The sequence below is a fragment of the Amycolatopsis sp. FBCC-B4732 genome (assembly GCF_023008405.1).
Classification (GTDB): Bacteria; Actinomycetota; Actinomycetes; order Mycobacteriales; family Pseudonocardiaceae; genus Amycolatopsis; species Amycolatopsis pretoriensis_A.
Map to the genome: position 1 here is coordinate 4,566,076 of NZ_CP095376.1, position 26,697 is coordinate 4,592,772.

The 26,697-nt window shown below is 72.4% G+C and carries 24 protein-coding genes and 2 pseudogenes; 16 read left to right on the forward strand and 10 right to left on the reverse strand.

The features are described 5' to 3' along the window. Positions 1-41: 41 nt before the first annotated feature. Positions 42-410, reverse strand: a complete 369-nt coding sequence (locus MUY14_RS19985) for an STAS domain-containing protein (protein ID WP_247024530.1) — start codon at positions 408-410, stop codon at positions 42-44. A gap of 114 nt (positions 411-524) precedes the next feature. Between MUY14_RS19985 and MUY14_RS19990 the strand changes: the two genes are divergently transcribed. The 4 genes from MUY14_RS19990 (at position 525) to MUY14_RS20005 (ending at position 3,509) form a co-directional block, all read left to right on the forward strand. Then, positions 525-989: an SRPBCC family protein gene (locus MUY14_RS19990; protein ID WP_247024531.1), complete on the forward strand. Its 465-nt coding sequence runs from the start codon at positions 525-527 to the stop codon at positions 987-989. Between the two features lie 325 nt (positions 990-1,314). Beyond that, positions 1,315-1,965: a lytic polysaccharide monooxygenase gene (locus MUY14_RS19995; RefSeq protein ID WP_247024532.1), complete on the forward strand. Its 651-nt coding sequence runs from the start codon at positions 1,315-1,317 to the stop codon at positions 1,963-1,965. A gap of 46 nt (positions 1,966-2,011) precedes the next feature. Further along, positions 2,012-2,602, forward strand: coding sequence for an HD domain-containing protein (locus MUY14_RS20000; protein WP_247024533.1), 591 nt, complete (start codon positions 2,012-2,014; stop codon positions 2,600-2,602). A gap of 4 nt (positions 2,603-2,606) precedes the next feature. After that, positions 2,607-3,509, forward strand: a complete 903-nt coding sequence (locus MUY14_RS20005) for an NADP-dependent oxidoreductase (protein WP_247024534.1) — start codon at positions 2,607-2,609, stop codon at positions 3,507-3,509. A gap of 827 nt (positions 3,510-4,336) precedes the next feature. Here the strand turns inward: MUY14_RS20005 and MUY14_RS20010 are convergent. After that, positions 4,337-5,119 carry a hypothetical protein gene (locus MUY14_RS20010; RefSeq protein ID WP_247024535.1) on the reverse strand — a complete coding sequence of 261 codons (783 nt, stop codon included), beginning with the start codon at positions 5,117-5,119 and terminating at the stop codon, positions 4,337-4,339. Positions 5,120-5,220: 101 nt separating this feature from the next. Next, complete coding sequence (locus MUY14_RS20015) at positions 5,221-5,565, reverse strand: hypothetical protein (RefSeq protein ID WP_247024536.1); 345 nt, start codon at positions 5,563-5,565, stop codon at positions 5,221-5,223. 57 nt (positions 5,566-5,622) lie between these two features. On the opposite strand from MUY14_RS20015, the pseudogene MUY14_RS47330 reads away from it, so the two are divergent. Further along, positions 5,623-5,748 (forward strand): annotated as a pseudogene (locus MUY14_RS47330) (helix-turn-helix domain-containing protein); the annotation flags it as partial. 166 nt (positions 5,749-5,914) lie between these two features. On the opposite strand, the gene MUY14_RS20020 reads toward MUY14_RS47330, so the two are convergent. After that, positions 5,915-7,018: a serine hydrolase gene (locus tag MUY14_RS20020; RefSeq protein WP_247024538.1), complete on the reverse strand. Its 1,104-nt coding sequence runs from the start codon at positions 7,016-7,018 to the stop codon at positions 5,915-5,917. Between the two features lie 113 nt (positions 7,019-7,131). On the opposite strand from MUY14_RS20020, the gene MUY14_RS20025 reads away from it, so the two are divergent. Then, positions 7,132-7,788 (forward strand): TetR/AcrR family transcriptional regulator, encoded by a 657-nt coding sequence (locus tag MUY14_RS20025; protein WP_247024540.1) that lies wholly within the window; start codon positions 7,132-7,134, stop codon positions 7,786-7,788. Positions 7,789-7,839: 51 nt separating this feature from the next. Next, positions 7,840-9,684, forward strand: a complete 1,845-nt coding sequence (locus MUY14_RS20030) for a glycoside hydrolase family 5 protein (protein ID WP_396126825.1) — start codon at positions 7,840-7,842, stop codon at positions 9,682-9,684. Here MUY14_RS20030 and MUY14_RS20035 read toward each other — a convergent pair. The 4 genes from MUY14_RS20035 to MUY14_RS20050 all read right to left on the reverse strand — a co-directional run bounded on the left by MUY14_RS20035 (position 9,681) and on the right by MUY14_RS20050 (position 14,457). Continuing rightward, entirely contained in the window at positions 9,681-11,942 is a 2,262-nt protein-coding gene (locus MUY14_RS20035) for a glycoside hydrolase family 3 N-terminal domain-containing protein (protein WP_247024542.1), read from the reverse strand. The genes MUY14_RS20030 and MUY14_RS20035 overlap by 4 nt on opposite strands. Before the next feature lie 238 nt (positions 11,943-12,180). Beyond that, positions 12,181-12,534, reverse strand: a complete 354-nt coding sequence (locus tag MUY14_RS20040; protein WP_247024544.1) for a hypothetical protein — start codon at positions 12,532-12,534, stop codon at positions 12,181-12,183. A 142-nt stretch (positions 12,535-12,676) separates the two neighbouring features. Further along, positions 12,677-13,627 (reverse strand): sensor histidine kinase, encoded by a 951-nt coding sequence (locus MUY14_RS20045; RefSeq protein ID WP_247024546.1) that lies wholly within the window; start codon positions 13,625-13,627, stop codon positions 12,677-12,679. Continuing rightward, complete coding sequence (locus MUY14_RS20050; RefSeq protein ID WP_247025181.1) at positions 13,624-14,457, reverse strand: MEDS domain-containing protein; 834 nt, start codon at positions 14,455-14,457, stop codon at positions 13,624-13,626. The genes MUY14_RS20045 and MUY14_RS20050 overlap by 4 nt, the downstream gene beginning before the upstream one ends. A gap of 114 nt (positions 14,458-14,571) precedes the next feature. Between MUY14_RS20050 and MUY14_RS20055 the strand changes: the two genes are divergently transcribed. From MUY14_RS20055 to MUY14_RS20065, 3 genes and pseudogenes are all read left to right on the forward strand, one after another. Next, positions 14,572-15,438 (forward strand): manganese catalase family protein, encoded by an 867-nt coding sequence (locus tag MUY14_RS20055; protein ID WP_247024548.1) that lies wholly within the window; start codon positions 14,572-14,574, stop codon positions 15,436-15,438. A 136-nt stretch (positions 15,439-15,574) separates the two neighbouring features. Beyond that, positions 15,575-17,758 carry a glycogen debranching protein GlgX gene (gene glgX, locus MUY14_RS20060; protein ID WP_247024550.1) on the forward strand — a complete coding sequence of 728 codons (2,184 nt, stop codon included), beginning with the start codon at positions 15,575-15,577 and terminating at the stop codon, positions 17,756-17,758. 142 nt (positions 17,759-17,900) lie between these two features. Beyond that, a pseudogene (locus MUY14_RS20065) lies at positions 17,901-19,518 on the forward strand (cbb3-type cytochrome c oxidase subunit I). A gap of 28 nt (positions 19,519-19,546) precedes the next feature. Here the strand turns inward: MUY14_RS20065 and MUY14_RS20070 are convergent. Further along, the gene (locus MUY14_RS20070) at positions 19,547-20,758 is read right to left on the reverse strand and encodes a PP2C family protein-serine/threonine phosphatase (protein ID WP_247024551.1); all 1,212 of its coding nucleotides are present in this window, start codon (positions 20,756-20,758) and stop codon (positions 19,547-19,549) included. 130 nt (positions 20,759-20,888) lie between these two features. Here MUY14_RS20070 and MUY14_RS20075 point away from each other — a divergent pair, with 130 nt between their 5' ends. From MUY14_RS20075 to MUY14_RS20100, 6 genes are all read left to right on the forward strand, one after another. Then, positions 20,889-21,350, forward strand: a complete 462-nt coding sequence (locus MUY14_RS20075) for a MarR family winged helix-turn-helix transcriptional regulator (protein WP_396126826.1) — start codon at positions 20,889-20,891, stop codon at positions 21,348-21,350. Between the two features lie 73 nt (positions 21,351-21,423). Next, positions 21,424-22,284 (forward strand): STAS domain-containing protein, encoded by an 861-nt coding sequence (locus tag MUY14_RS20080; protein ID WP_247024553.1) that lies wholly within the window; start codon positions 21,424-21,426, stop codon positions 22,282-22,284. Beyond that, positions 22,281-22,664: an STAS domain-containing protein gene (locus tag MUY14_RS20085; RefSeq protein WP_247024555.1), complete on the forward strand. Its 384-nt coding sequence runs from the start codon at positions 22,281-22,283 to the stop codon at positions 22,662-22,664. Before MUY14_RS20080 ends, MUY14_RS20085 begins: the two co-directional genes overlap by 4 nt. After that, on the forward strand, positions 22,654-23,076 hold the full coding sequence (locus MUY14_RS20090) for an ATP-binding protein (protein ID WP_247024557.1): 423 nt from the start codon (positions 22,654-22,656) through the stop codon (positions 23,074-23,076). Before MUY14_RS20085 ends, MUY14_RS20090 begins: the two co-directional genes overlap by 11 nt. Further along, positions 23,073-24,065 (forward strand): SpoIIE family protein phosphatase, encoded by a 993-nt coding sequence (locus MUY14_RS20095; protein WP_247024559.1) that lies wholly within the window; start codon positions 23,073-23,075, stop codon positions 24,063-24,065. The genes MUY14_RS20090 and MUY14_RS20095 overlap by 4 nt, the downstream gene beginning before the upstream one ends. Then, on the forward strand, positions 24,065-25,264 hold the full coding sequence (locus MUY14_RS20100; protein WP_247024560.1) for a PP2C family protein-serine/threonine phosphatase: 1,200 nt from the start codon (positions 24,065-24,067) through the stop codon (positions 25,262-25,264). Before MUY14_RS20095 ends, MUY14_RS20100 begins: the two co-directional genes overlap by 1 nt. Positions 25,265-25,800: 536 nt before the next feature. Here the strand turns inward: MUY14_RS20100 and MUY14_RS20105 are convergent. Continuing rightward, the gene (locus tag MUY14_RS20105) at positions 25,801-26,577 is read right to left on the reverse strand and encodes a GntR family transcriptional regulator (RefSeq protein ID WP_247024562.1); all 777 of its coding nucleotides are present in this window, start codon (positions 26,575-26,577) and stop codon (positions 25,801-25,803) included. Between the last annotated feature and the right edge of the window lie 120 nt (positions 26,578-26,697).

Sequence of the window (26,697 nt, forward strand, 5' to 3'; positions counted from 1 at the left end):
CGAAGGCAACATGTGCTCGAACCTCACGGCCGCCAGCCCGTTCACGCCCGCTCCCGCAGCCACGCGCGGGCGCCGGCCAGGGTCGGGTGCAGGGCGAAGGTGGTGTCCAGCTGCGTGATCTGCAGCGCGCGCAGCACCGGGCGCCGGTCGGTGACCAGCGCGAACGGCACGTCGGCGGCCGTGGTCGCCGCGACGAGCTCGGCGATGACCTGCAGGCCCGCCGAACCGCAGAAGGCGATCCCGCCGAGGTCGACGACGAGCGCCTCCGGCCGTCCGTCCAGCGCGGCGGCGGCGCGGGCGCGCAGCACCGGCGCGCTGACCAGGTCGAGGTCGCCTTCCGCCGCGACGACGACGGCTTCGGGCACGGTGCGCACGCGCACCGTCAGAGCGGGCGGCCTGTCCTCGGGCACGGAGGCGTCCTTCCTGTCGTGCCCGACCTTAGAGCGGCTGCATCGTTTTGTCATCGATTTACCGGGTAACCAGGCCTCGAGGACGACCCCGGCACACGAAAGGACACGGCCGCGATGAGCACCGTCACCGAATCCGTCGACGTCGAAACCGACGTCGCCACCGCCTACAACCAGTGGACGCAGTTCGAGTCCTTCCCGCACTTCATGGAGGGCGTCGACGAGATCCGGCAGCTCGACGAGACCCACACGCACTGGAAGATCAGCGTCGGCGGGCAGACCCGGGAGTTCGACGCGACGATCACCGAGCAGCACCCCGACGAGCGCGTCGCGTGGAAATCGGACTCCGGCCCGAACCACGCGGGCGTCGTGACGTTCCACCGCCTCGACGACCGGCACACCCGCGTGACCGCGCAGCTGGACATCGACCCGGAGGGCTTCGTCGAAAACGTCGCCGACAAGCTGGGCATCCTCGACCGCCGCGTCAAGGGTGACCTGGGTCGCTTCAAGACGTTCATCGAGGACCGCGACGGCCACGAGACCGGCGCTTGGCGCGGAGACGTCGAGCGTCCCGGGAGCTGATCCCGGTCCTGTGGCGCAGGCCGCCCCCGCCGTGTCCCGAACGGCGAGGGCGGCCTTTGTCCTTTGTAGACAGTTCGGCTGTCGGACTTTTTCCGAATGCACCCGGCCGGAGCAGCCGGCGGGTCACACGTTCACGCTGCGTCCCAGAACGCCGGTCCCGCCGGGGAAACCCGCGTCCCGGCGCGCGGCCGTTCAGGAACCGTTCAGTTCGTGGCCGCTCCGGAAAGCGCTTTCTCTCGCCGGAACCCTTTGCCCGTCCGGTGTAGGGTCTGGCGTCGAACTCGTGGGAGCGCTCCCCGACCGGCCCCGGACGAAGGAGGACAACGTGGTTCCCGGACGCAAGACCTGGTTTTCCCTGGCCGCCGCGGTACTGCTGGGCGGCGTGCTCACCGGCGTCGCCGAGGCGCACGGTTCGGCGACGGATCCGCCGTCGCGCAACTACGGCTGCTGGGCCCGCTGGGGCAGCGATTTCCAGAACCCGGCGATGGCGACGCAGGACCCGATGTGCCGGCAGGCCTGGCAGGCCGACCCGAACGCCATGTGGAACTGGAACGGGCTCTACCGCGAGGGCGTGGCGGGCAACCACCAGGGCGCGATCCCCGACGGGCAGCTCTGCAGCGGCGGCCGCACCCAGAGCCCGCGGTACAACGCGCTCGACACGGTCGGCGCGTGGCAGACGGCGAAGAAGGACAACCGGTTCACCCTGACCGTCACCGACCAGGCGCACCACGGCGCGGACTACCTGCGTGTCTACGTCACCCGCCAGGGTTTCGACCCGGCGACGCAATCACTCGGCTGGGGCAACCTCGAACTGGTCGCGCAAGCCGGCCGCCTCGCCCCCGCCGGCCAGTACCAGGTCGCGGTCGACGCGGGCACCCGGACCGGACGGCACGTCGTGTACACGATCTGGCAGGCGAGCCACCTCGACCAGTCGTACTACTTCTGCAGCGACGTCGACTTCTCCGGCCGGAGGTAAGTTACGTTACATGCACTGGTCGTAATGCAAGGCGTACTCTCGGGTCATGGAACTGTCCTTCCCCGAAGGCCCGGCCTGCACGACCGTGGCCGAAGTGGCGGCGGCGTACTCCTCGCCGTCACTGCTGAACCATGCGATGCGGGTCTACGCCTGGGCGACGGCGCTCGGCGAGGCGCACCAGGTGGAGTTCGACGCCGAGCTCCTGTTCGTCGCGGCGATGCTCCACGACGTCGGGCTGGCCCCGGAGTTCGACAGCCACACGAAGCCGTTCGAAGTCGCCGGCGGCCACGTCGCGTGGGTGTTCGCCGCCGGCGCGGGGTGGCCGGCCGCGCGGCGGGAGCGGCTCGCCGAGGTGATCGTCCGGCACATGTGGGCGGAGGTGGACCCCGCCGAAGACCCCGAGGGCTTCCTGCTGTCGAGGGCCGCCGCGGCCGACATCGCCGGGCGCGGCGTCGCGGAGCTGCCCGGCGCCTTCCGCACCGGCGTGCTGACCCGGTACCCGCGGCTGGACCTCGTCACCGAGTTCCTCCGGTGCTTCCGCGACCAGGCCGGCCGCAAACCGGACAGCTCCGCCGCGGCCGCGATCCGCAACGACCTCGCCACCCGGATGGCGGCCAACCCACTCGAACGGGGCTGATCACATGCAGGCCATCACCGTCCGGGACCGCACGGCGGAACCCGAACTCACCGAACTACCGCACCCGCACGCGGCGGAGAACGACGTCGTCGTCCGGGTGTACGCCGCCGCGTTCACGCCCGGCGAGCTCACCTGGCCGGCCACGTGGACCGACCGCGCGGGCCGCGACCGGGCGCCGAGCGTCCCCGGCCACGAACTCTCCGGCGTGGTGACGGAACTCGGCTACGGCACGACGGGCCTGACCATCGGCCAGCGCGTGTTCGGCCTGGCCGACTGGACCCGCGACGGCACCCTCGCGGAGTACGCGGCGGTGGAAGCCCGCAACCTGGCCCCGCTCCCCGCGGACATCGACCACGTGACGGCGGCGGCGTTGCCGATCTCGGGTTTGACGGCCTGGCAGGCACTCTTCGACCACGGCCGCCTGGAGTCCGGCCGGACGGTCCTGGTCCACGGCGCCGCGGGCAGCGTCGGATCCTTGGCGGTCCAGCTGGCACGCTCGGCGGGAGCCCGGGTACTGGGCACGGGCCGCCCTTCGGACCGCGAGACGGTGCTCGGCCTCGGCGCGGCGGCTTTCTTCGAGCCGGACCAGCTGGCGGAGGCCGGCGAGGTCGACGTGGTCCTCGACGTCCTGGGCGGCGAGGTCCTCGACCGCTCGGCGGCGTTGGTGCGGGCGGGCGGGACGCTGGTGACGATCGCCGAGCCGCCCCGGCTCCGCCCGGCGGACGGGCGCGCGGTCTTTTTCGTGGTGGAACCGGACCGAGCCCGGCTGACGGACTTGGCACAGCGGGTACGGGACGGCCGTCTCGAGGTGCGGGTCGGCGCGGTGCGGCCGCTCGCGGAGGTGCCGGCGGAGTTCGCCCACCGGACCCGCGGGAAGACGGTGATCCGGGTGACCGAGGAGGAGTAGCCGGCTGGCGCCCCTTCGGTCCGGGTGCCGTGGGTGGCCGGGCGCCCATCTCGCTCGCGCCTCGATAACGCCGCTCCGGTGCGCCACTCGCACCGGAGCAGGCTCATCTACGCCTGTTTCGGCGCGGCAAAGCGTCCACTCACCTCGGCGACCGCCGTGCCGGGCTCGGGCACTCGCGCAGGGTTGCCGCGCCCTGACCAACTCGCCGGTGCCGCACACCTCTCGACCGCGCCCCAGCGAACGCCGCGCCACGCTCGACCACTCACGCGGAATTGCCGCGCCCTGGCCAACCCCACGGCGCCGCACACCTCTAGACCACAAACCCAGCGACCGCCGCATCAGACTCAGCCACTCCCTCAGGATTGCCGAACCCACGCAACTCGCCGCTGCCGCACACCTCCCAGCCGCAGCCCCAGCGACCGCCGCGCCAGGCTCGCTACTCCCGCGGAGTCGCCACTCCTCGGTGCCCCACACCTCCCGGCCGCAAACCCCAGCGACCACCGCACCAAGCTCAGCCACTCCCGCGGAATTGCCGCGACCCGGGCAACTCACCGGCACCGCATAGTCACAAGCCCCAGCATCCGCCGCGCCAGGCTCAGCCACTCCCCAGGATTGCCGCGACCCGGCCAACTCACCGGCACCGCATAGTCACAAACCCCAGCATCCGCCGCACCAGGCTCAGCCACGCCCGCAGAGCTGCCGCGCCGACCTACTCAGTCCGGCCCCGTACCACACCCATCCCGGCGGGAAAGCGTTTCCCGCCTACCCAAGGCATGCCGCTGCCCCACACCCCCGATCGCGGGGGTGCGGGGCAGCGGCTACCGGGACTAGTGGCCCTTGTTCTGGCCCCGCGAAACCGGCTCGCGGCCGTTCTTCGCGCCCTCCGTCGGCTTCGCCTCAGGCTTCACCTCGGGCTTCGGCGGCACCGCAGTCGGCGTCGGCGCAGGCGCCGGGGATGCCTTGGGAGCCGCCGGCTTGTCGGCCGCCGCAGGCGGAACCGAAGCCGGCTTCGGGGCGACCGGTTTCTCCGACGGCACCGCCACCGGCTTGTCGGCCGGCAGTGTGGCCGGGTCCGCGGCCTGGTCGGCCAACGGGTTCGGCCGTCGGACCTGCACCACCGCGACGATCGCGCCCGCCACCGCGGCAGCCGCCACCACCCAGGGCCAGCGGGCTCGCTTGCCGCGCTCGCCGCGGGCCACGCCCTTCGCTTCCTGCAGGGCCACCGCCAAGTCACGCTTCGCCGTGGCCACCGCCTTGCGCCTACGCCTGCCGGACTCGTTCGCCGAGCCCACCACCGCCGCTACCGCGAGGGCGGCCTTGCGGCCCGGGTCGCGCATCTTCGCCGCGCGGGCCAGTACCTCGTCGCGGGCCGCCGTGGAGTTGGACAGCACGTCGCGGCGGGACGACCGCGTGCTCTTGTCCAGGTCCTTGGTCGCCGCGCGGCCGACCTTGGCCAGCTCGTCCTTGCTTTCGGCCAGTTTCCGGTCGGTGATTTCGACCGCTCGCACGGCCGCGGCCGCACCCACTCGCGCGGCCTCCGCGGCGAGATCCCGAACGCCGGCCGCCGCCGTCTTCACCGATCGCCCGACCGGGGCGTCGCCCTGGCTCATGTGATCACCTCTCACTCGTCGCCGCAGGCACAGCCTGCTCAGCCTCACACCTGTGGGCTACCCAGTGGAGGGCCGTCCGGAACCTCGACCACTCGACGGCGTCACGCCCGCACGTCGGGGAGGCTCGCGCCGCGCTGACCGCGCCAGGCCCCATCGGCGGATTCGGGGTCGGTGGACCGGCTCAACTCGCAGGCGTCGCTGCCGGCCGGCAGGCGCAGCGGCGGGTCGTCGAGGGCGGCGACCTTCCGCGGGTCACCGTTCGCGTGCTCTTCGAAGTCGGCCATCGCCCGCGCGGACGCGCCGACGGTCGCCTCGTACGGCTCGCTGATCGGCGGCATCGCCATCGACGCCCCCGCCCAGCCGGTGCGCATCCCCCCACGGTCACGGGCGGTCGCGACGACCCGGCGGCCGAGCCCGCGGGATGCGCCGGTGACGAAGAAGATCATGGTTCTTCCCGGCCCCGCCAGCTCGACCAGGACAGAGAGGCCCGCAAGACCGCGCTCCTGACGGCGGCGCGCGAGCTCGCGGTGGAGCGCGGTGTGCGCGAGGTCACACTGACCGAGGTGACGAAGCGGGTCGGGCTGCACCCGTCGGCGCTGCGCCGGTACTTCGAATCCCGCGAAGAACTCCTCCTCGAGCTGGCCGGACAGGGCTGGGCCGACTGGCGCGACCGGCTGAGCGCCGCCGAAGTGGCCGACGTCGTCAGCGGCTCGCCGGAGCAGGTGCCGCTGTTCTGCGACCCGCGGACGCACGTGATCCTCGGCTCTGATTTCCGTCGCCGCCGACCGCCGCGGCTCACCCGCCGTACAGCGCGAGCCGCTGGAACACCGCGAGCGCGGCGTCGATCGGGTGCGGCCGGGGCCGTCCGGTGGCGTCGAGTTCGTTCCACCGCTGCAGGTTCAGCGCGAGCGCCAGCTGCCGCCCGCCGTCGGCGCGGGTCATCGCCAGCGCGCCGCCGCCCCAGACCGTGCCGCCGTGGCCCCAGAACGTGGGCCGCCCCGGCGCCTCCGCCGGGTGCAGGCCGAGCCCGTACGGGATCACCTTGCCCTCCTGGGAAATCACCGGCACGGTCCGCTGCATCTCCGCCAGCGACGCCCGGCTGACGACTTCGCCGGCCAGCAGCCGGGCGTAGAAGCGGTTGAGGTCCGCGACGGTCGAGATCAGCGACGCCGACGGCCCGACCCACGACATGTCGTAGACGCTGTAGTCGCGCGGCGGGTCGATCATCCCGAACCAGGACTCGTAGAGCCGGGAGTGCGGGCCGTCGATGTGCGTGCCGCCGGGTAGTTCGGTGTCGCGGAGCCCGGCGCGCTCGATGACGTCGCGGGTGATGACCTTCTCGGCCGCTGTGCCGGTCACGTGCTCGAGGAGTTCGCACAGCAGCAGGTAATTGGTGTTCGAGTACAGCCCGGGCGTGCTGCCCGGCGCGCCGGCGGCCGGGGCGCCGACCCCCAGCGCGATCAGCTCGACGGGGTCGAAGTGGGTGAACCGGTGGTCGTCCAGGCTCTGCGGCGACGTCTTCGCCAGGTCGGGGAACGCCCGCAGCGACGGATAAGCGCAGGGCAGGTACTCGGCGAGCCCGCTGGTGTGGTTGATCAGCATCCGGACCGTGATCGCGTCGCCGGGCACCAGTTTCGGCAGGTAGTGCCCCACCGGCTTGTCGAGCTCGATCCGGCCCTGCTCGACTTGCGCCAGCACCGCGGCGGCGGTGAAGGTCTTGGTGATGCTGCCGACGCGGTGCCGCATTCCGGCGGTGACCGGCCGCCCGGTATCGATGTCGGCGACCCCGGTGGCGCCGCGCCAGGCCTGGTCCCCCGCACGGACTTCGGCGAACAGGCCGGGTACGCCGGCGCGGTGGACGTCTTCGAGAGCCGCGTCGAGCGCGGACGAATTCAGCACGGTGTCCTCCCAGAGCCGGGACCCGACGACCGGGCCCCTTGCGCCCTCATTATGCACGCGGTGCGTGCAACGGCAAGTGCATAGGGTATGCTGAAGACGTCGAAAGGGGCGAAATGGCGGGCCGCAGGCGTTGGACGACCGAGGAAATCCTGGACACGGCGGCGGAACTGCTGCGCACGAGTGACGCGGAGTCGTTCAGCGTGCGCAAGCTGGCCGCGGCGCTCGGGACGGACTCTTCGAGTCTCTACCGGCACTTCCGCACCAAGACGGAACTGCTGCGCGCGCTCGCCGACCGCATCCTGGTGTCCGCCGTGGACGGCTACCGGCCCGAAGGCGACTGGAAGGAACGCCTCACCGCGCTCGCCCGGCGCCTGCGGGAAGCGTTCGGCACGCAACCGCAGATCGCGGCGATCTGGGGCCGCTACGCCTCGGGCGGCCACGGGTCCCGGCTGGTCATGGAGCAGGTCCTGGCGGCGTTGCGCGAGGCGGGCCTGCCCGACGAGGAGATCCCGGTGCGCTACCACCGGCTCGCGATCCTGATCGCCGCGCTGATCTCGGCCGAAGCCGGCGTCACCACCATCACGCCGGAGGAGCGCGAGCAGGGCCTGGAGCTGTTCCGCGTCGCGGTGCTGGGCGCCGACCCGGAACGCTTCCCCGCGCTGGCCCACTTCGCCCGCGACGTCCGTCCCCTCGGCGCGGAGCGCGGCGCGGCGTTCGAAGAACTGATCGCCGCCCAGCTCGCCGACATCGAGGCCGCGATTCGCCGCTGAGCCACCGCATGGCCGTATACACCCGGCCTCGTGGTTGGTTAACCTCCGCCGGTGAGGTTCCTCAGTGTCGCGCTCACCGTGCTGTCGGCCGCCGGCTTCGTCGTTCCCCTTTCCCCGCCCGCGCAAGCCGCGGCGCCGGCGCCGTGGGTGGGACCGCTGAGCACCCGGGGGCGCTACATCGTCGACGCCAACGGCGACCGGTTCAAGCTCAAAGCCGCCAACTGGCACGGCGCGAGCGGGACGTGGACCGGTTCGGGCGACACGAACGACCCCGCCAACCACCACGCCGGCGAGATCGCCTACCAGACCCCGCTCGGGCTGGACCGCGCGCCGATCGACACCGTCATCGACGGACTCGCGCAGCTGGGCCTCAACAGTGTGCGGCTGCCGTTCTCCAACGCGATGATCCACGACCCGGACGCGGTTCCCGACCTGCCGGCCAACCCCGGCCTGCACGGCCTCACCCCGCTGCAGGTGTACGACCGCGTCGTCGACCGGCTCACCGCGCGCGGGTTCGCCGTCATCCTCAACAACCACACCACGACGGCGCGCTGGTGCTGCGGGCTCGACGGCAACGAACGCTGGAACACCGCGCAGAGCGAGCAGCAGTGGCAGGACGACTGGCTGTTCATGGCCCGCCGCTACGCCGCGAACAAGCGCGTGGTCGGCGCCGACCTGTACAACGAAGTTCGCCGCAACACCTTCGACGACCCGAACTGGGGCTGGGGCAACGGAACCGACTGGCAGCGCGCGAGCCAGCAGGTCGCCGACCGGATCCTCACCGAGGCCAACCGCGACCTGCTGATCATCGTCGAAGGCATCAACTGGACCGGCCTGCCCATCGACGGCTTCGCCCACGGCCGCCCCACGCTGGAGCCCGCGCGCACCCTGTCGCACACGCTCGTCGACTCCGGGAAACTCGTCTATTCGGCGCACTTCTACGGCTACACCGGGCCGAACCACTCCGGCGCCACCGGCGTCGGCGAGACGCACGACCCGCGCTACCGCGACCTCACGCCCCAGCAGCTGCGCGACACCCTGTACCGGCAGGCGTTCTTCGTCGAGGCCGAGACCGGCAAGCACTACACAGCACCGCTGTGGATCAGCGAGTTCGGCGAAGGCCGCGGCACCACCGACGCCGCTTCCCGCGCCTGGTTCGAGAACTTCGTGGACTACCTGGCCGAGACCGACACCGATTTCGCCTACTGGCCCGCGGTCGGCTTCCAGACCAACGGCTCCGGCGACGGCTGGTCCCTGCTGGCGTGGGACGCGGCGGGCCGGCGCATCGACGTCCTCGACGGGTCCGACTGGCGCGGCCCGGCCTGGCAGCGGCTGGTGAACGCGCCCGCGCGCACCGGGCAGGTCCCGCCGGCCGGGCACTGGTCGATGCTCGACCTGGACTACGCCGACTTCCCGGCGTCACGGACGATGCGCGCGAAGCCGGACTGGGATCCGGGCGCGCGCAAGGGTTCCTGCCCGGACGGCCAGCGCCTCACCGGCCTGGCGCACACCGGCAACCGCGGCCTCTGCACCGGCACGCTGCCCACGCCCACGGCGTACACCGCCGTCCGCGACGAGTCCTTTGTGGACACCGACTGGGCGTCCGGTTACACCAAGGCCCAGTGCCCGCCGGACCACGCGGTCGTCGGCTACAGCGTGAAGGGCGCGGCGGTTTCCGCGGTCCTGTGCGGCCGCTCCCCCACCCCGCTCGGCCGCACCGGCCGCACGGTCTGGTTCGACCGCGGCGACAACCGCCCGGCCGGCGACCCCGGCGGCGATTTCGCGTCGGGCAACTACAAGGGGCAGTGCACCCCCGGCGAGTACGTCGCCGGGGTCGCCTACACGGGCCGGATCGGGTCGAACCGGACGCCTGACGCGCTGCTCTGCCGCTCCTAGACGACGGTGAAGCTCGACGACAGCGTCGCCGCGGAGCTGTTGCCGACGTAAACCTCGATCTTGCCCGGCTCCACGCGGAACGCGGCCGTGTTGTCGTAGAACCCGACGTCGTCCGGGGTGAGTGTGAACGACACCGCGGTCGACGCGCCCGCGGCGAGGGTCACCCGCTGGAAGCCGCGCAGCCGGCGGACCGGCTGGACGATGCTCGCGACCGGGTCGCGCAAGTAGAGCTGCACGACCTCGTCGCCGGCGCGGGAACCGGTGTTGGCGACCCGGACGCTCACCTGGATCCGCCCGCCGCGGGCCGGCAGGCGCGTGTCCGAAAGCCGGAGGCCGTCGATGCGGAACGTCGTGTACGACAGGCCGTGGCCGAACTCGTAGAGCGGGCCGGACTCCAGGTCGAGGTACTTCGACGTGTACTTGTTGGCCGGATCGGCCGGGCGGCCGGTGTTCTCGTGGTTGTAGTAGATCGGGATCTGCCCGACCGCGCGCGGGAAGCTGACCGGCAGCTTGCCGCCCGGGTTGACCGTGCCGAACAGGACGTCCGCGATCGCGTGGCCGCCCTGCACGCCCGGCGCCCACGCCTCGAGCACGGCGGGTGCGTTGTCGTGCAGGTACGGGATGGTCAGCGGCCGCCCGTTGACGAGCACGACCACGAACGGCTTGCCGGTCTCCTTGATCGCGGCCACCAGCTGCTGCTGCACACCCGGGAGGTCGATGGTGCTGCGCGCAGCCGCCTCTCCGCTCATCGCGGCGGTTTCGCCGACCACCACGACGGTCACGTCGGCCGCGCGCGCCGCCTGCTGCGCCGCGGCGAACCCGCCGGTGTCGGTGCCGTCGACGGTGCAGCCGGCGGTGTAGGTCACCGTGGCTCCCGGCGCCGCGGCCTTGATCCCGTCGACCACCGTCACCGGCGGTGTCGTCGAAGCGCCGGTGCCCAGGCCCGACCAGGTGCCGTTGAGGTCGTAGGTCGCCGCGCCGAGCGGGCCGACGACCGCCACCGAGCCGACCGACTTCGCCAGCGGCAGCACCGGCCCGTCGTTCTTGAGCAGCACCATGCACCGCCCGGCGGCCTGCCGCGACGCCGCGAGCGCGGCCGGTGAAGGCGCTTTCACCTCGGTGGACTCGTCGACGTAGGGGTGGTCGAACAAGCCGAGCCGGAACTTGACCAGCAGGATCCGGCGGACGGCGTCGTCGATCTGGTCGCGGGTGATCCGGCGCTGGTCCAGCAGCCGCTGCGCGAACTCGGCGTAGTTCGTGCTGACCATCTCCATGTCGACACCGGCGGGCAGGGCGGCCGCCGCGGCGTCCGCGCCGTCGCCGGCCAGGCCGTGCAGGATCAGCTCCTGGATGCCCGTGTAGTCGCTGACGACGAAGCCGCCGAAGCCGTAGCGGCCCTTGAGGACGTCGTGCAGGACGTAACCGTTGCCGTGCGCCGGCACGCCGCTGATGGTGTTGAAGCTGGCCATCACGGTCGCCACACCGGCTTCGACGCTGGCCTTGAACGGCGGCAGGTAGAAGTTGTGCAGCCGCTGCAGCGAGACGTCGACGGTGTTGTAGTCGCGCCCGCCTTCGGCCCCGCCGTAGGCCACGAAGTGCTTGGCGCAGGCGGCGAGCCGGTCCGGCGCGGAGTAGTCGCGCCCCTGGTAGCCGCGCACCTTCGAGACGGCGAGCTGCGTGGCGAGGTAGGGGTCTTCGCCGTACCCTTCGGCGATCCGCCCCCACCGCGGCTCGTGGGTGACGTCCATCATCGGCGCGTACGTCCAGTGGATGCCGCTGCCACGGGCTTCCTTCGCCGAGACCGTCGCGTCGGCGCCGGCGACGGCGGGATCGAAGCTCGCGCCCTGGGCCAGCGGGATCGGGAAGTTGGTGGTATACCCGTGGATCACGTCGAGGCCGAAGATCAGCGGGATCTTCAGCCGCGTCCGCTCGACGGCGAGGTGCTGCAGGGCGTTGAGCTTGGCCGCGCCGACGACGGAGAAGACGCCGCCGAGCCGCCCGTCCGCGAGCGCCGCGCGAGCCGTGGTCTCGTCCCCGACGAGCTGCAGCTGACCGACCTTCTCGGCCAAGGTCATCTTCTTGAGCAGCGCTTCGACGCGTTCGTCGTGCTGCGGCCGCCCGCCGTTCTCGGCGGCGGCGGCCGTGGCGGCGGGGGCGAGCAGCCCCATCGAGGCGACGCCGCCGGCGAGCCCGGCGAGCACGCTGCGCCGGTTCACCCCGTCCGCGGCCGTGGTTTCGTGACTGACCTGCTGCGACATGGCGGGGACCTTTCGCGAGGCACACAGATGCGGGGGCGGACTCCTCGGATCGGGATCGGGCGCGAACAGCGTATGCCGCGGCGGCCGCCCGCGCAGCACTCAGCGGCGGGGGTCCCGGCGGCGGCCGCGGGAAAACAAAACCCCCCGCCTTTTCCAGCGGGGGGTGAATGCGTTCGAGCGGGACCGGCTTTCGTTTCCGGCCGGTCCCGCTCGAGCCGGACGTCGCCGGCCCGGGAAATCAGTTGCCCTGGCTCGTTCCGCCGTCGGCGATGGCGCCCGCCGCGCAGTTGTACGGGGATTCGCCACTGGCCTCGTGCGAACCCGGGGAAAGGATCGGCACGCCGATTCCGTTGAGCGCGTTGCGCACCGGGACCTGGACGCCCAGCACGTTGACGTCGTTGTCGCACACGCCGAGCGTGGCGTTGACGTTGTGCAGCGCGTCGGTGTTGTTCAGGTTCAGCAAGCCGAGCTGGTCGTTCTGGTCGTAACCGTGGTGCCCGTGGCCGTCCGGGGTGCCGGCGGCGGCGACCCCGCCGGCCAGGAACGCGCCGGCGGCCATCGTGGCCACGACGAAACCAACCTTCTTCAGCATGGGAAAACTCCTCGAATCGGCGAATTGCGGTTTCCGTCCCGCACGGCAGAACCTACTTTCGCCTTCCGGGCGCTTTCCACTTCAGGCCACCATCGTGTGGGTGCCGCGAACCACTGACCGCGCGGCCGTTGCCCCGAACGGGTCAGCGGGCCGGCCAGGGGTTCCCGGCGGTGAGCCGGGCCGTGAACCCCGTGGGGTCGCTGTGGAGCGTGACCTGGCTGCAGACCTGGTGCGTGATCCACAGGCCGCGGCCGCCGACCTCGCGCTCGGCCGGCAGCAGGCCGGCGAACGGGTCGCCGGGGCCGTCGCCGGCGTCGTGCACGGTCACCACCATGCACGCCGGGTCGGCCCAGATCCGCAGGGTGACCGGCGGGCGGCCGTGGCGCAGGGCGTTGTCGGCGATCTCGCTGACCGCGAGGACGAGGTCGTCGATCTCCGCGGCGGGCAGCTCGGTCTTGTTCACGGCCAGCACCGCCTGCCGCGCCTCGCGGGGCTGCGGGTCGGCGAGCTCGACCAGCGGCGGGGTGTGCTGGATCGGGTAAAGCACCATCGGCCGCGGACCGGCCAGGAAGGCGAGCGGGTCGACGTAGCCGTCGTTCGCGCGGCGCCCGCCGGGGGTGGCGATGAACGGGTGGGTGCGGGCGACGTCGTCGAGCACGTGGCGCGGGGTCGTGCGGGTGTCGTAGGCACAGATGCTGCGCAGCGGGAACTCGTCGTAAGCGTGGTTGACCGCGGACTCGTAGCGCGCCCACCAGTCCCAGGACGTGTCGATCGCGGCGCGCGGGATCTCGCCGAAGATGCGGATGCCCGCTGCCCCGCCGGCGACGAACCCGGCCATCAGCTCGCGGTAGGACCGGATCGCCGCGGCGGGCCGCGCGTAGAGCTCGCCGGTCGCCAGGAAGTGCGTGCCCGAGTCCGCGGGGAGCGCCGCGCGCAGCAGCTCGGCGCGGTCCGGCTCCAGCGAGACGACGGTCGGCTCGCCCGCGGTGATGCCGCCGGTCAGGAACGGCACGCCGACGGCGAGCAGTTCGTCGTCGGACGCGTAGTGGACGGCGGCGTGGTCGTAGCCCCTGGCGGCGGTTCCGGTGCTCACCACGCCGCCTCCACCCGGACGCTGGACAGGTCCAGCAGCTCCAGCAGGCGGGCGGGACCGGCCAGGCGCGTCCGCAGGGTGACCGTGGTGTCGCGCCGGTCGGCGTAGGCGGCCACGGCGAGCAGGCCGCGGTGGTCGATGAAGGTCAGGCCGGCGGCGTCGATCGCGATCGTCCCCCCGGCGGCCCGCAGGTCGGCGCGCTCCAGCGCCAGGGGCCACAACCGCCGGGCCGCCGGGTCGACGTCGCCGGCCAGCGCGGCGCTGCTCTCGGGACGGCCGTGGCCGTGCAGGTGGAACGGGGTCGCGCCCGCGTGGGCGGCGGGGTGCAGGCAGGCGAGCTGGGCCACGACGTCCTCGCCCAGCTCCTCGAGGTCGTAACCGCACAGCGCCGACATCGGGTGGGCGGCCATGAAGTGGTCGACGCGGTGCTCGTAACGGGCGAAGGCGTCCAGCTGGGCCGGGGTGCGCACCAGCGACGTCACGTCGGCGGCGACCCGCAGCCCGGTGTACCCGGCGGCCAGCGCCTCGGCCGTCGCCGCGGCGTAGCGCTCGACCTGGGTGACGGGGTCGACCGCGGTCCCCGTGCGGTAGGCCGCCTCGACCGGGACCACCTGCACCGCACCCCGCCGGAAGGCCTCGTCGAGCCGCGCGTCCACGCGCAGCTGCCCGGCCAGGGCCGTCTCGTCGCCGGACGCGACGTAGAGGATCCGCTCCCCCGCGGCGACGCCGTCGGCGAGGAAGTCCCGGGCGCCCGTCACGAACTCGCCGACGTCGCGGTAGCCCCAGCACACGTGGTCGAAGGCCGCCGGAGGAGGCCCGTGGGTCGGCATCTGCACGAGACGAGCGTACGCCGCCTCGGGCGACGCGCCGGACCTTCCGCGGTTAACCGTCCCCTTACCGGGAAAGCCCGGTCCGACCACCACCCCGGACGAAAGGGAACACCCGTGTTCCGTCACACGAAGCTGCTGCAGTTCGAAGCCAAGCCCGAAAAGCCCGACCCCGTCTACGCCCACAAGCTCCAGGAGCTCATCGGCGGCGCCTTCGGCGAGATGACCGTGACGATGCAGTACCTGTTCCAGGGCTGGAACTGCCGCATCGAAGGCAAGTACAAGGACCTGATCATGGACACCGCGACCGAGGAGATCGGGCACGTCGAAATGCTGGCCACGATGGTCGCGCGGCTGCTCGAAGGCGCCCCCTCGACCGTCACCGCCGAAGCCGTCGAGGACCCGGTGATGGCCGCGATGATCGGCGGCATGGACGTCCAGCAGGCCATCGTCGCCGGCGGCGGCGCCCTGCCCGCCGACAGCAACGGCACCCCGTGGAACGGCAAGTACATCATCGCCTCGGGCAACCTCCTGGCCGACTTCCGCGCCAACGTCGCCGCCGAAGCGCAGGGCCGGCTGCAGACCGCCCGGCTCTACAACATGACCGACGACCCCGGCGTCAAGGCGATGCTGCAGTTCAACCTCGCCCGCGACACCGTGCACCAGAAGCAGTGGCTGGCCGCGATCGAGGAGCTCAAGGCCGACGGCCTCGAGGACGAGATCGCCCCCAACGCGCTGCTCGACGAGGAGGACCAGACCCACAACCACACCATCTGGCACCTCTCCGACGGGCCCGACGGCGCCAAGGGGTCGAGCTGGACCACCGACGCCGGCATCGAGTACCTGATGGAACCCGAGCCCCTCGGCGGCCCGGGCACCGCACCCAAACCCGACCCCGCGCTCTACAGCACGTACGCGCCGCTGCAGGACGCGAAGGGCACCGTGAAGGGGAAGGCGAAGGCCGCCAAGAAGAAGATGAGCTGACCCGGGGCCCGGGACCGCCGCGCGCGACGGCGGTCCCGGGCCGGGCGGCCGTCCGGGTGAGGAGAGGCACGTCACGGATTCGAGCAGCGCCGGCCGGGTATCCGGGCGGAGTTCATTCGCGCACTGTGGAGGCCCTGTGCAGCCTTGGCCCGGTACCCCCTACCCGCTCGGCGCCGACTACGACGGCGTCGGCACCAACTTCGCGCTCTTCTCGGAGGTCGCCGACCGCGTCGACCTCTGCCTGTTCGCCCCGGACGGAACCGAGACCCGGGTCCGGCTGCCGGAGGTCGACGGCTTCGTCCACCACGGCTACCTGACCGGGATCGGTCCGGGCCAGGAGTACGGCTACCGGATCCACGGACCGCACGACCCGGCACGCGGCCTGCGGTGCAACCCCGCCAAGCTGCTGCTCGACCCGTATGCCAAGGCCGTCACCGGCCGCGTCGACTGGGACGAGTCCGTGTTCGGCTACCGCTTCGACCGCCCCGGCGAGCGCAACGACGACGACTCCGCGGCGCACACCGTCCGCGCGGTCGTCGTCAACCCGTACTTCGACTGGGCCAACGACCGGCCGCCGAACGTGCCCTACAACGAGACGGTGGTCTACGAAGCCCACGTCCGCGGGCTGACCAAGCTCCACCCGGACATCCCCGAGGAGCTGCGGGGAACCTACTCCGGGCTGGCGCACCCGGTGATGGTCGAGTACCTCAAGTCCCTCGGCGTCACGGCCGTCGAGCTGATGCCGGTCCACCACTTCCTGCACGACCACGCCCTCACCGAGCGCGGCCTCGCGAACTACTGGGGCTACAACACCATCGCCTACTTCGCGCCGCACAACGAGTACGCCGCCTCGATCATGCCCGCGACGCCGGGCAGCGAGGTGCACGAGTTCAAGGCGATGGTGCGGACGCTGCACGAAGCCGGCATCGAAGTCATCCTCGACGTCGTCTACAACCACACCGCCGAAGGCAACCACCTGGGCCCGACGCTGTCGATGCGCGGCATCGACAACCAGGCCTACTACCGGCTGGTCGAGAACGACCCGCAGTACTACATGGACTACACCGGCACCGGGAACTCGCTCAACGTCCGCCAGCCGCACACCCTGCAGCTGATCATGGACTCGCTGCGCTACTGGGTCACCGAGATGCACGTCGACGGCTTCCGCTTCGACCTCGCCGCCACGCTCGCCCGCGAGTTCTACGACGTCGACCGGCTGTCCACGTTCTTCGACCTGGTGCAGCAGGACCCGATCGTCAGCCAGGTGAAGCTGATCGCCGAGCCGTGGGACGTCGGGCCCGGTGGCTACCAGGTCGGCAACTTCCCGCCGCTGTGGACGGAGTGGAACGGCGCCTACCGTGACACCGTCCGCGACTTCTGGCGCGGCGAACCGTCGACGCTGGGCGAATTCGCCTCGCGCATCACCGGCTCGTCGGACCTCTACCAGAACGACGGCCGCCGCCCGTTCGCGTCGATCAACTTCGTCACCGCGCACGACGGCTTCACCCTCGACGACCTGGTGTCCTACAACGAGAAGCACAACGAGGCCAACGGCGAGGACGGTCGCGACGGCGCCGACGACAACCGGTCGTGGAACTGCGGCGCGGAGGGCCCGACCGACGACGAGAAGGTCCTTGACCTGCGGGCCCGCCAGCGCCGCAACATGATCGCCACGATGCTGCTGTCGCAGGGCGTGCCGATGCTGCTGCACGGCGACGAGCTCGGCCGCACCCAGCAGGGCAACAACAACGCCTACTGCCAGGACAACGAGCTCTCGTGGGTGGACTGGTCGCTGCTGGAGCACAACCGCGAGCTGTTCGAGTTCACCTCGGCGGTGATCGGCCTCCGGCGGCAGCACCCGGTGTTCCGCCGCCGCCGGTTCTTCGCCGGCCGGCCGATCCGCCGCGGCGACGAGCTGCGCGACATCGCCTGGTTCACCCCGGGCGGTGACGAGATGACCGACCAGGACTGGGAAGCCGGGTTCGGCCGCAGCATCGTGGTCTTCCTCAACGGGACCGCGATCCCCGACCTCGACGCCCGCGGCGAGCGCGTCGTGGACGACTCCTTCCTGCTCTGCTTCAACGCCCACGAGGACGACATCACGATGACCGTCCCGGGCGGCGGGTACGGCGAGGAGTGGGCGGTGGTGCTCGACTCCACCACGGGCGAGGTGTTCCACCGGTCGGTGGGCGACGTCCTCGTGGGCGGCGTGGCGGGCGACCAGCTGACGACGCCCCGCACGGTTCCGGGCGGCGGCTCGCTGGTGGTCGGCGCGCGGTCGCTCGCCGTCCTGCTGCGGACGGCGGGCCAGGAAGGCTGAACCCGTCGTGAGTGTTCAGGGCGGTGCTAGCCGCCCTGAACACTCACGACCGGGGTGACAACCGGATCCCCGCGTGTAAGCGCGAGATCCGCGGGTACGCGCGCGAGGTCCGCAATCCCGCCGGCCCCAGGTGGCGAGTCCGATGTCCGAAACGGCGACCCGCGCGACCCCGATCCCCCACCGTCCCGTGCGGCGGGGCCTGCGAGGCGCCACGCTCCTCAAGACCATCCGCACCACCGACCACAAGACGATCGGCGTGCTGTACCTGTCGACGTCGTTCGGGTTCTTCCTGATCGGCGGCTTGACGGCGCTGCTGATGCGGGCCGAGCTGGCGCGTCCCGGCCTGCAGTTCCTCTCCCCGGAGCAGTACAACCAGCTGTTCACCATGCACGGCACGATCATGCTGCTGCTCTACGCGACGCCCAACTTGTTCGGGTTCGCGAACTTCGTCCTGCCGCTGCAGATCGGCTCGCCGGACGTGGCGTTCCCGCGCCTCAACGCGTTTTCCTACTGGCTCTACCTCTTCGGCGGCCTGATCGTGCTGTCCGGCTACCTCACCCCCGGCGGCCCGCCGGACTTCGGCTGGACCGCGTACACCCCGCTGTCCAACGCCATCCACTCCCCCGGCGTCGGCGGCGGCCTGTGGATCACCGGCCTGATCGTCACCGGTCTCGGCACCATCCTCTGCGCGGTCAACATGATCACGACCATCGTCTGCCTGCGCTGCCCCGGGATGCTCACGTGGCGGATGCCGATCTTCACCTGGAACATCCTGTTCACGTCGGTGCCGATCCTGCTCGCGTTCCCGATCCTCACCGCCGCGCTGTTCGCGCTGCTGGTGTACGTGGTCGCGTTGCCGTACTTCGGGATCGTCACCGAGATCATCCCGGTGTTCAGCCGGAAGCCGTTGTTCGGCTACCAGACGATGGTGTTCGCGACGATCGGCATCACGGCGCTGTCGGCCGCGGTCTGGGCGCACCACATGTTCGCCACCGGCGCCGTGCTGCTGCCGTTCTTCACGATCATGACGTTCCTCATCGCCGTGCCGACCGGGATCAAGTTCTTCAACTGGATCGGCACGATGTGGCGGGGTCAGCTGACGTTCGAGTCGCCGATGCTGTGGTCGGTCGGCTTCCTCGTCACGTTCCTGCTCGGCGGGCTGACCGGGATCATCCTCGCGTCCCCGCCGCTGGACTTCCACATCCACGACAGTCGCCCACTTCCACTACGTGCTCTTCGGCACGATCGTGTTCGCCACCTTCGCCGGCATCTACTTCTGGTTCCCCAAGATCACCGGCCGGATGCTCGACGAACGCCTGGCGAAGTGGCACTTCTGGACCACCTTCACCGGCTTCCACACGACGTTCCTCATCCAGCACCGGCTCGGCGACGCCGGCATGCCCCGCCGCTACGCCGACTACCTCTCCAGCGACGGCTTCACCCGGATGCACACCGTCTCCACGATCGGGGCGTTCCTGCTCGGCCTTTCGGTGCTGCCGTTCCTCTGGAACGTCGTCAAGAGCTACCGCTACGGCGAACCCGTCGGCGTCGACGACCCGTGGGGCTACGGCAACTCGCTCGAGTGGGCCACCACCAGCCCGCCGCCCCGGCACAACTTCCTCGACCTGCCCCGGATCCGCTCCGAGCGCCCGGCGTTCGAGCTGCACCACCCGCACATGGTCGAGCGGATGCGCGCGGAAGCGGCGGGCGCCACACAGCCCGACGAGCAGGGCGACAGCGACGACGTCCGGGGCCGCTGACGCCGGGCGCTCCCGCCGTGGCGGGTGGTCACTCCCCGGCGGGGCGCACCGAAATCGCCGGGCCGGTCCCGGTGCCCGCCACCGGGACCGCGCCGAACCAGTCCAGGCAGACGACCATCGCGTCGTCCTCCGCCTGGCCGCCGTGCCGGCGCGAAGTCAGCTCCCGCAGCACCGCGCCCGGCACGTGCGCGGCGGGCAGGTCGGCGGTCGCGGTGACCGCCTCGGCGAGTTCGCGGTCGCCGTAGCGCTCGCCGTGCGTGCCGACCGCGTTGTAGACGCCGTCGCTGACGAACACGAACCGGTCACCCTCGGCGGCCTGGAGGCTTTCCACCTCGTAGATCGTGCCGTCGAACGTACCGAGCGGCAGCTGCTCGTCGAACAGGACCCGCTCGGCCTTCCCGTCCCGCAGCCGCCAGAGCCGGGGCGAACCGGCGTCGACGACGGCGACCGACCCGGTGGCGAGGTCGAACTCCAGCAGCAGCGCGGCCACGTGCTCGGCGCCGCGGTGGTGCGCGTAGAGCGCCTGGTCGGCGAGCTCGGCCTGCGCGTCGAGGGGGATCCCGGCGCGGCGGGCGTTGCGCAGCGCGTTGATCGCGAGGTTGGTCAGCAGGGCCGCCTCGCTGCCCTCGCCCATGCCGTTGATCAGCGTGACGGCGAGCTTGCTCGCGGACGCCGACCAGTCGAAGCAGTCGCCGTAGATGGCGTAGGCGGGCTCGAGCTGGCCGCCGAGCGCGAACTCGGCGCGGGTGCAGGCGCGGCCGGGCAGCAGCTGCCACTGCATCTCCGCGGCGAGCGTCAGCCGCGAGGAGCGCCGGGCCTGGATGTAGAGGTCGGTGTCGCGGTCGGCGACGAACAGTTCGTGGGCCACGGCTTCGGCGAACCGCTCGAGCTCGGCCCAGACGGGCGGCTCGGGTTCGGCGGGCAACGTCACGGCCAGGACGCCGAGCCGGTCCCCGCGCACGCTGACCGGGAAGTACCCGGTGACGCCGTCCGCGGCCGGCTCGAACGTCGCCGCCTGCGCGACGAAGGCCGCGCCCGGCGTGGTCCCCTCGACCGGGATCGGCTCCGACGAGTAGGGCTGTTCGCCCACCTGGCACAGTTCGGTCAGCGCGTAGTCGGCCATCAGCAGTTCGACCGCCCCGGCACCGAAGTGCTCGCGCAGCGCCGAGCGCAAAGCCCTGGTCAGGTCGTGCGGCGGTACGTCACGGAGGAGACGCTCCACCGCCAGGGATCTGTCCAACGCCTGCCTCCTGCTCACGGGTCCGCGCGCGCCGGCGCGGGCAAGTCTGTCGAGTCTGCGCCGCTCCGGCGTGCCGGGTCTACGGCGATTCGCGTGAGCTGTGCTGCCGGTTCAGCATAGGGATGTCAGAGTGGACGCCGTGGATCGATCCCGCGAGCAGGCCGTCCCGGACGGCGTGGCCGCTCTCGCGCGCCTCATCGAATCGGTCCTGGAAGGCGCGCAGGACGTGTCGCCGCGGCCGCTGTCGGTGTCGCAGCTGCGCGCGGTCGTCGCGCTCGACCGCCGTGACGGGGTCAACCTGCGGGAACTGGCCGAGCAGCTCGACTCGACCCCGCCGCTGGTGAGCAGGCTGTGCGACCGGCTGGAGGCGGTGGGCTTCCTGGAACGCCTGCCCAGCGCGCGCAGCAGGCGGGAGCTGACGCTGCGGCTGTCCGACCGCGGCCGCGCGTACCTGCAGGACCTGCGGTCCCGGCGCCGGGACCGCGTCGAGACACTGCTGGCGAAGATGACACCGGCCGGCCGGGCCGCGCTCGCCGGCGGGCTGGCGGAGTACCTGGCCCTCGCGGACCGGACCCCGGATTTGCATCGCTGACACAACTGTTGTTATATGACAACAGTCAACCGGCGTACAGCAGAGCGCGCCCCGATCACTCGAGGAGGGCTCGGTGCTGGGCACGGACGACAGCCAGGTCCGCGCGGTGCTCGCGCGCGTGCTGGAGGAAGACCGGGCCGCACTGGCCGGGGACTGGGCCGGCCAGGAACCCGACGGCGGCCGGATCGGCCAAGAGCTCCGCCGCGAAGCCGCCGGTCTGCTCGACGCGCTGCGCACCGCGATCGCCGGGACGCTGCCGGTGTCCCGGATCGTCGACCAGGACCCCGCGGTGCGGGACGCGCTGACGTCGCTTTCCGAGCGCCGGGCCCGCGCGGGTGCCGAACCGCGGGCCACGGCCATGGCGATCCACGCGCTCAAGCGCACGATGCTGGGCGCGATCGAGCGGCACACCGAGGACTCCGCGCTGCGCTACCGGGCCGCGCTGCTGGTCAACGAGCTGCTCGACAGCGCGGGCGTGCTGACCTTCGAGGTCTACGCGGCGGGCCGGGAACGGATCATCCGCGAGCAGCACAGCCAGGTGCTCGAGCTGTCCACGCCGGTCCTGCGGCTGTGGCGCCACGTCCTCGCGGTGCCCCTGATCGGCACGCTCGACAGCGCCCGGACGCAGGTCGTGATGAACAACCTCCTGGAGTCGATCCAGGCCAACGAGGCGCGGGTCGCGATCATCGACATCACCGGCGTCCCGACCGTCGACACCGCCGTGGCGCAGCACCTGCTGCAGACCGTCAGCGCCGTCCGGCTGATGGGCGCGGAGTGCGTGGTCAGCGGCATCCGCCCGTCGATCGCGCAGACCATCACGCAGCTGGGCATCGACCTCTCGCACATCGTCACCCGCGGCTCGCTCGCCGACGCGCTGGCGAGCGCGATGCAGCTCACCGGCGACACCGCCGCCCGGCCGGGCGTGACCGGGTGAACGCCGGCCTGCCCATCCTGAAACTCGGGGACATCCTGCTCGGCGGGCTGCTGAGCGACCTGGACGACAAGACCGCGCTCGCGTTCACCGACGAGCTGACCGCGCGGATCGCGGACGAGGGCATCCGCGGCGTCATCATCGACATCTCCCGGCTGGAGATCGTCGACTCCTTCGTCGCCCGCGTGCTCATGCAGCTGGCCGGCACCGGCCGGCTGCTCGGTGCCCGGATGATCGTGGCGGGGATGCGCCCGGCCGTCGCGCTGACGCTGACCGAGCTCGGCCTGCCGCTGACCGGGGTCCGGACGGCGCTGAACGCGGAACAGGCGATGGAGCTGCTGGGCTGGCGCCGTCCCGCCGAAGAGGCGCCCCATGCTTCCTGACGAGCGAACGGTCCCGCCCGCCGAGCACCCCGTCCGGGTCGAGGAAGACCTCCTCGCCGCCCGGCACGCCGTGCGGGCCGCCGCCGTCTCCGCCGGGTTCTCGATCGTCGACCAGACGAAGATCGTCACCGCGGCCAGCGAGCTGGTCCGCAACGCCTACATCCACGGCGGCGGCGGCACGATGACCGTCGACGTGGTGCGGGAACCCGCCGGGCGGACCGGGCTGCGGCTGCGGGTCCGCGACGAAGGCCCGGGGATCGCCGACGTCGAGCAGGCGATGACCGACGGGTTCAGCACCGGCGCCGGACTGGGGCACGGCCTCGGTGGCACCCGCCGTCTGGTCCACGACTTCGACCTCGACACCGAGCCCGGCCGCGGCACCACCGTCACGGTCGCGCGCTGGCAGCCGTGACCGCCACCGTCGCCGAGCAGACCAGCCGCATCCGCGTCGACCACCCCAGCGCCGCGTACGCCGCCGCCCGCGTCGCCCGCGAGACCGCGCACGCGGCCGGGCTCCCGGACGTGCTGGCCGAACGCGCCGCGGTCGTGGCCGCCGAGCTCGCGGGCAACATCGACAAGCACACCACCGGCGGCTCGGTGTTCGTGCAGCGGTCGCTGACCGGGCGCGGCGTCGACGTGCTGGCCGCCGACGACGGGCCCGGCATGGCCGACCTCGACCACTGGCTGCTGGACGGCAACACGACCACCGCCACGCTCGGCACCGGCCTCGGCGCGGTGCTCCGGATGGCGACCGGGTTCCGGATCACGTCCTCGCCCGCGACCGGGACGCTCGCCGCCGCCCGGCTGCTGGCGCCCGCGCCGCCCCCGCCCGGCGGCGCGATCGGGCACTTCCGCCTGGCGCGCGAAGGCGAACAGCACTGCGGTGACGCCGTCGCGCTGGCCGACGTCACCGGCAGCCGGACCGCCGTCGTCGCCGACGGGCTCGGCCACGGGCCTGAAGCCGCCGAAGCCGCCGAAGCCGCGCTGCGCGTGTTCGCCGAGAACCCGGACCGCCCGCTGCCGCACCAGCTCACGAACATGCACCGCGCGCTCCGCACGACCCGGGGTGCCGCGGTCGCGCTGGTGCGGATCGCGCCGCGGCGGCTCGAGTTCTGCGGCGTCGGCAACGTCAGCGGCGCGAGCGTCGGCGACGGCCCGTCCCGGCTGCTGCTCAGCACCCCCGGCATCGTCGGGTTCACGCTGCCGTCGGCGCCGGTCCGGCACCTGGAGCTGGCCGACGACGACGTCGTGGTCCTGCACACCGACGGCGTCGGCACCGGGTGGCGCGTCCCCGGCCGGGCCCCCGACCTGCTGCTGCTCGCCGCGGAACTGGCCCACCGGCACCGGAACCCGCGCGACGACGCGGCCATGCTCGCCCTGCGCGCCGGCCGGGCCGCCTGATGCGCCCCGACCTGGACCGGATCCGGGCGCGGCTGCGCACCGCCTGCGGCGAAGCCGGCGTCGACCCCGGCGACCGCGCGCGGCTGGTGCTCGCCGTGACCCTGCTCGCCGAACCCGCCCTCACCGCCGGCGAAACCGTCGACGTGGCCACGGCGGCCTCGGACCGGCGGCTGGCCGTCACCGCGCGGCTCGACCACGCGGTGAGCCAGCACAGCCGCAACGCCCTGCCCCTGCTGCCCGAAAGGGGCGACGACGAGACGCTCACCTGGCACCTCGCCGGCGGCGGGCCGGTGACGCCCGCCGACCCCGACGACGAGCGGGCGACGCGCGAGGAGATGCTCGCGCTGATCTCCCGCGCCGACACGCTCACGCAGGAACAGCGGCAGCTCAAGCACGAGCTGGCGGAAACCAACAGCGGCGTGCTCGCGATGTACGTCGACCTCGAACAGCGCGACGAGCAGCTCCGCCGCGCGCACGCGGTCATCTTCCGCGAGCTGGAGGACGCGCTGCGCCCGCGCCCGCCCGCGGTGGCGGGCCTGGAGCTGGCCGTCCACTACTCCCCGACCGACCAGGACTCCCCCACCGGCGGCGACCTCTACGACTGGTTCGTGCTGCCCGACGGCCAGGTTCACGTGACGCTGGTCGACGCGGTCGGCCACGGCGTCACCTCGACGCGGCACGCGCTCACCGTGACCCACGCGATCCGCACGCTGGCGCTGGAGGGGCACCCGTTCCCCGACCTGATCGCGCGCGCGTCCCGCACCCTGGCCGCGATCGAGCCCGACCTGATGGCCACGGTCATCCTCGCCCGCGCCGACCCGGCGACCGGCCGCACCCGCCTGGCGAACGGCGGCCACCCGGAACCCGTACTGGTCAAGGCATCCGGCCCGGCCCGCCTCCTGCCCGCCCCGGTCATCGGCCGCGGCGTCGGCTTCCCCGACCCCGGCAGCGGCCGGCTGGTCGAGGTGGATCTCGACCCGGGCGACACGCTGCTGCTCTACACCGACGGCCTGGTGGAGAGCCGCAAGGACATCGACGAAGGCCAGGTCCGGCTGCTGGCGCTGGCGGAGACCCACCGCACGCACCCGGCCGCGACGCTGCCCCGCGAGCTGGTGACCCGCATGCACGACGTGGTCCGCCACGCCGACGACACGGTGGTTCTGGTGCTGCGCCGCCCCACTGTCCATTCCGGACAGTAGGCACCGGCGGACCGGACCCGCCGAACCCGCCGGCCTGCTCCGCCGCACGGAATCCGGCGCCCCGGGAGCCCGTGGCGGGCCGCCCGCGATCCCTGCCGGACGGTAGCCGGGCCGGTTCCGCCGGCCCGCCGGTCACCTCGGCCGCAGGGATTCCGGCGTCGGCACCCGGAGCCGGGCGGGCCGCGCCCCCGGAGCCCGCGGCGGGCCGCCTCACAATCCCCTCCGGACCATAGCCGGGCCGGTTCCGCCGGCCCGCCGGTCACCTCGACCGCAAGGACTCCGGCGCCGGCACCCAAAGCCCGAGCCAGCCACCGGTCCCACGATCACCTCGACCGCAAGGACTCCGGCACCCGCACCCGGGGCCCGAGCCAGCCGCCGATCCCACGGTCACCTCGGCCGCAAGGACTCCGGCGTCGGCACCCGGAGCCGGGCGGGCCGCGCCCCAGCGATGCGGAAACCGGCCCGGCCCCCGAACCAGGCCGCGGGCTGCCAAGAGTCCACCGCCCCCGCCGTACGAACCGGCCCCGGCCGCGCCGCTACTGGGGCCCGTTGGTCAGCGAAAGGTTGAACGTGTAGCGCGAAGCCCGGTAAACGTGCCACCCATACTCGACCACCCGGCCGGTGTCGTCGTAAGTGGTCCGCTGCATCGTGAGCAGGGCCGCACCCGGCTCCTCTCGCAACAGCTCCGCATCCTCTTCGGTCGCCGTCCGGGCGCCGATGTTCTGCTCGGCGGCGTGCAGGCGGACCCCCGCCGAGCGCAGCAGCTGGTAGAGACCGCGCTCGCGCAGCTCGTCGTCGGTCGGGTCGATGATGCCCACCGGCAGGTAGTTGTTCATCAGGGCGAGGGGTTCGCCGTCGGTGGAGCGGATCCGCGTCAGCCGGCGCACGTGGGCCAGCCCCGGCGCCTCCAGCAGCTCGGCCACCTCCGCGCCGGCGTTCTCGACGCGGTTGGCCAGCACCGCCGACTCCGGCTTGCCGCCGAGGCCGGTGAGGTCGTCGAACAGGCTGCTCAGCCGCAGCGGCCGGGCGACCTTGGTGCGGACGACCTGCGTCCCGATCCCGCGCCGTCGCACGAGCAGCCCCTGGTTGACCAGCGTCTGGATCGCCTGGCGGACGGTCGGGCGCGACAGGCGCAGGTTCGCGGCCAGGTCCACCTCGTTGCCCAGCCTGGCCCCCGCCGGCAGCCTGCCGTCCTCGATCGCGGCGTGCAGCTGCCGCGAAACCTGGAAGTACAGCGGCTCGGGGCTGCCCGGGTCCAGCACGATCTCCCGCCCGGCATCCCAGGCCGGGGAGGTGATGTCCGGCTTGCTCATCCCCGGATGCTACCGCCTCGGCGGCCACTGTAGGGATGACGTGTTGTCCATATGTCTTGACAAAGTCCGCAGCCGCTGGAATCGTCGTTCTCGGGAGGGCCGGTGCGCGGTCCGGGGAGG

Excerpts from the sequence above, each read along its gene's own strand:
- MUY14_RS19990 (WP_247024531.1), top strand. The coding sequence starts at position 525 with ATGAGCACCGTCACCGAATCCGTCGACGTCGAAACCGACGTCGCCACC.
- MUY14_RS20000 (WP_247024533.1), top strand. The coding sequence starts at position 2,012 with ATGGAACTGTCCTTCCCCGAAGGCCCGGCCTGCACGACCGTGGCCGAA.
- MUY14_RS20005 (WP_247024534.1), top strand. The coding sequence starts at position 2,607 with ATGCAGGCCATCACCGTCCGGGACCGCACGGCGGAACCCGAACTCACC.
- MUY14_RS20010 (WP_247024535.1), bottom strand. The coding sequence starts at position 5,119 with ATGAGCCAGGGCGACGCCCCGGTCGGGCGATCGGTGAAGACGGCGGCG.
- MUY14_RS20015 (WP_247024536.1), bottom strand. The coding sequence starts at position 5,565 with ATGATCTTCTTCGTCACCGGCGCATCCCGCGGGCTCGGCCGCCGGGTC.
- MUY14_RS20025 (WP_247024540.1), top strand. The coding sequence starts at position 7,132 with ATGGCGGGCCGCAGGCGTTGGACGACCGAGGAAATCCTGGACACGGCG.
- MUY14_RS20035 (WP_247024542.1), bottom strand. The coding sequence starts at position 11,942 with ATGTCGCAGCAGGTCAGTCACGAAACCACGGCCGCGGACGGGGTGAAC.
- MUY14_RS20040 (WP_247024544.1), bottom strand. The coding sequence starts at position 12,534 with ATGCTGAAGAAGGTTGGTTTCGTCGTGGCCACGATGGCCGCCGGCGCG.
- MUY14_RS20050 (WP_247025181.1), bottom strand. The coding sequence starts at position 14,457 with ATGCCGACCCACGGGCCTCCTCCGGCGGCCTTCGACCACGTGTGCTGG.
- MUY14_RS20090 (WP_247024557.1), top strand. The coding sequence starts at position 22,654 with ATGCTTCCTGACGAGCGAACGGTCCCGCCCGCCGAGCACCCCGTCCGG.
- MUY14_RS20100 (WP_247024560.1), top strand. The coding sequence starts at position 24,065 with ATGCGCCCCGACCTGGACCGGATCCGGGCGCGGCTGCGCACCGCCTGC.
- MUY14_RS20105 (WP_247024562.1), bottom strand. The coding sequence starts at position 26,577 with ATGAGCAAGCCGGACATCACCTCCCCGGCCTGGGATGCCGGGCGGGAG.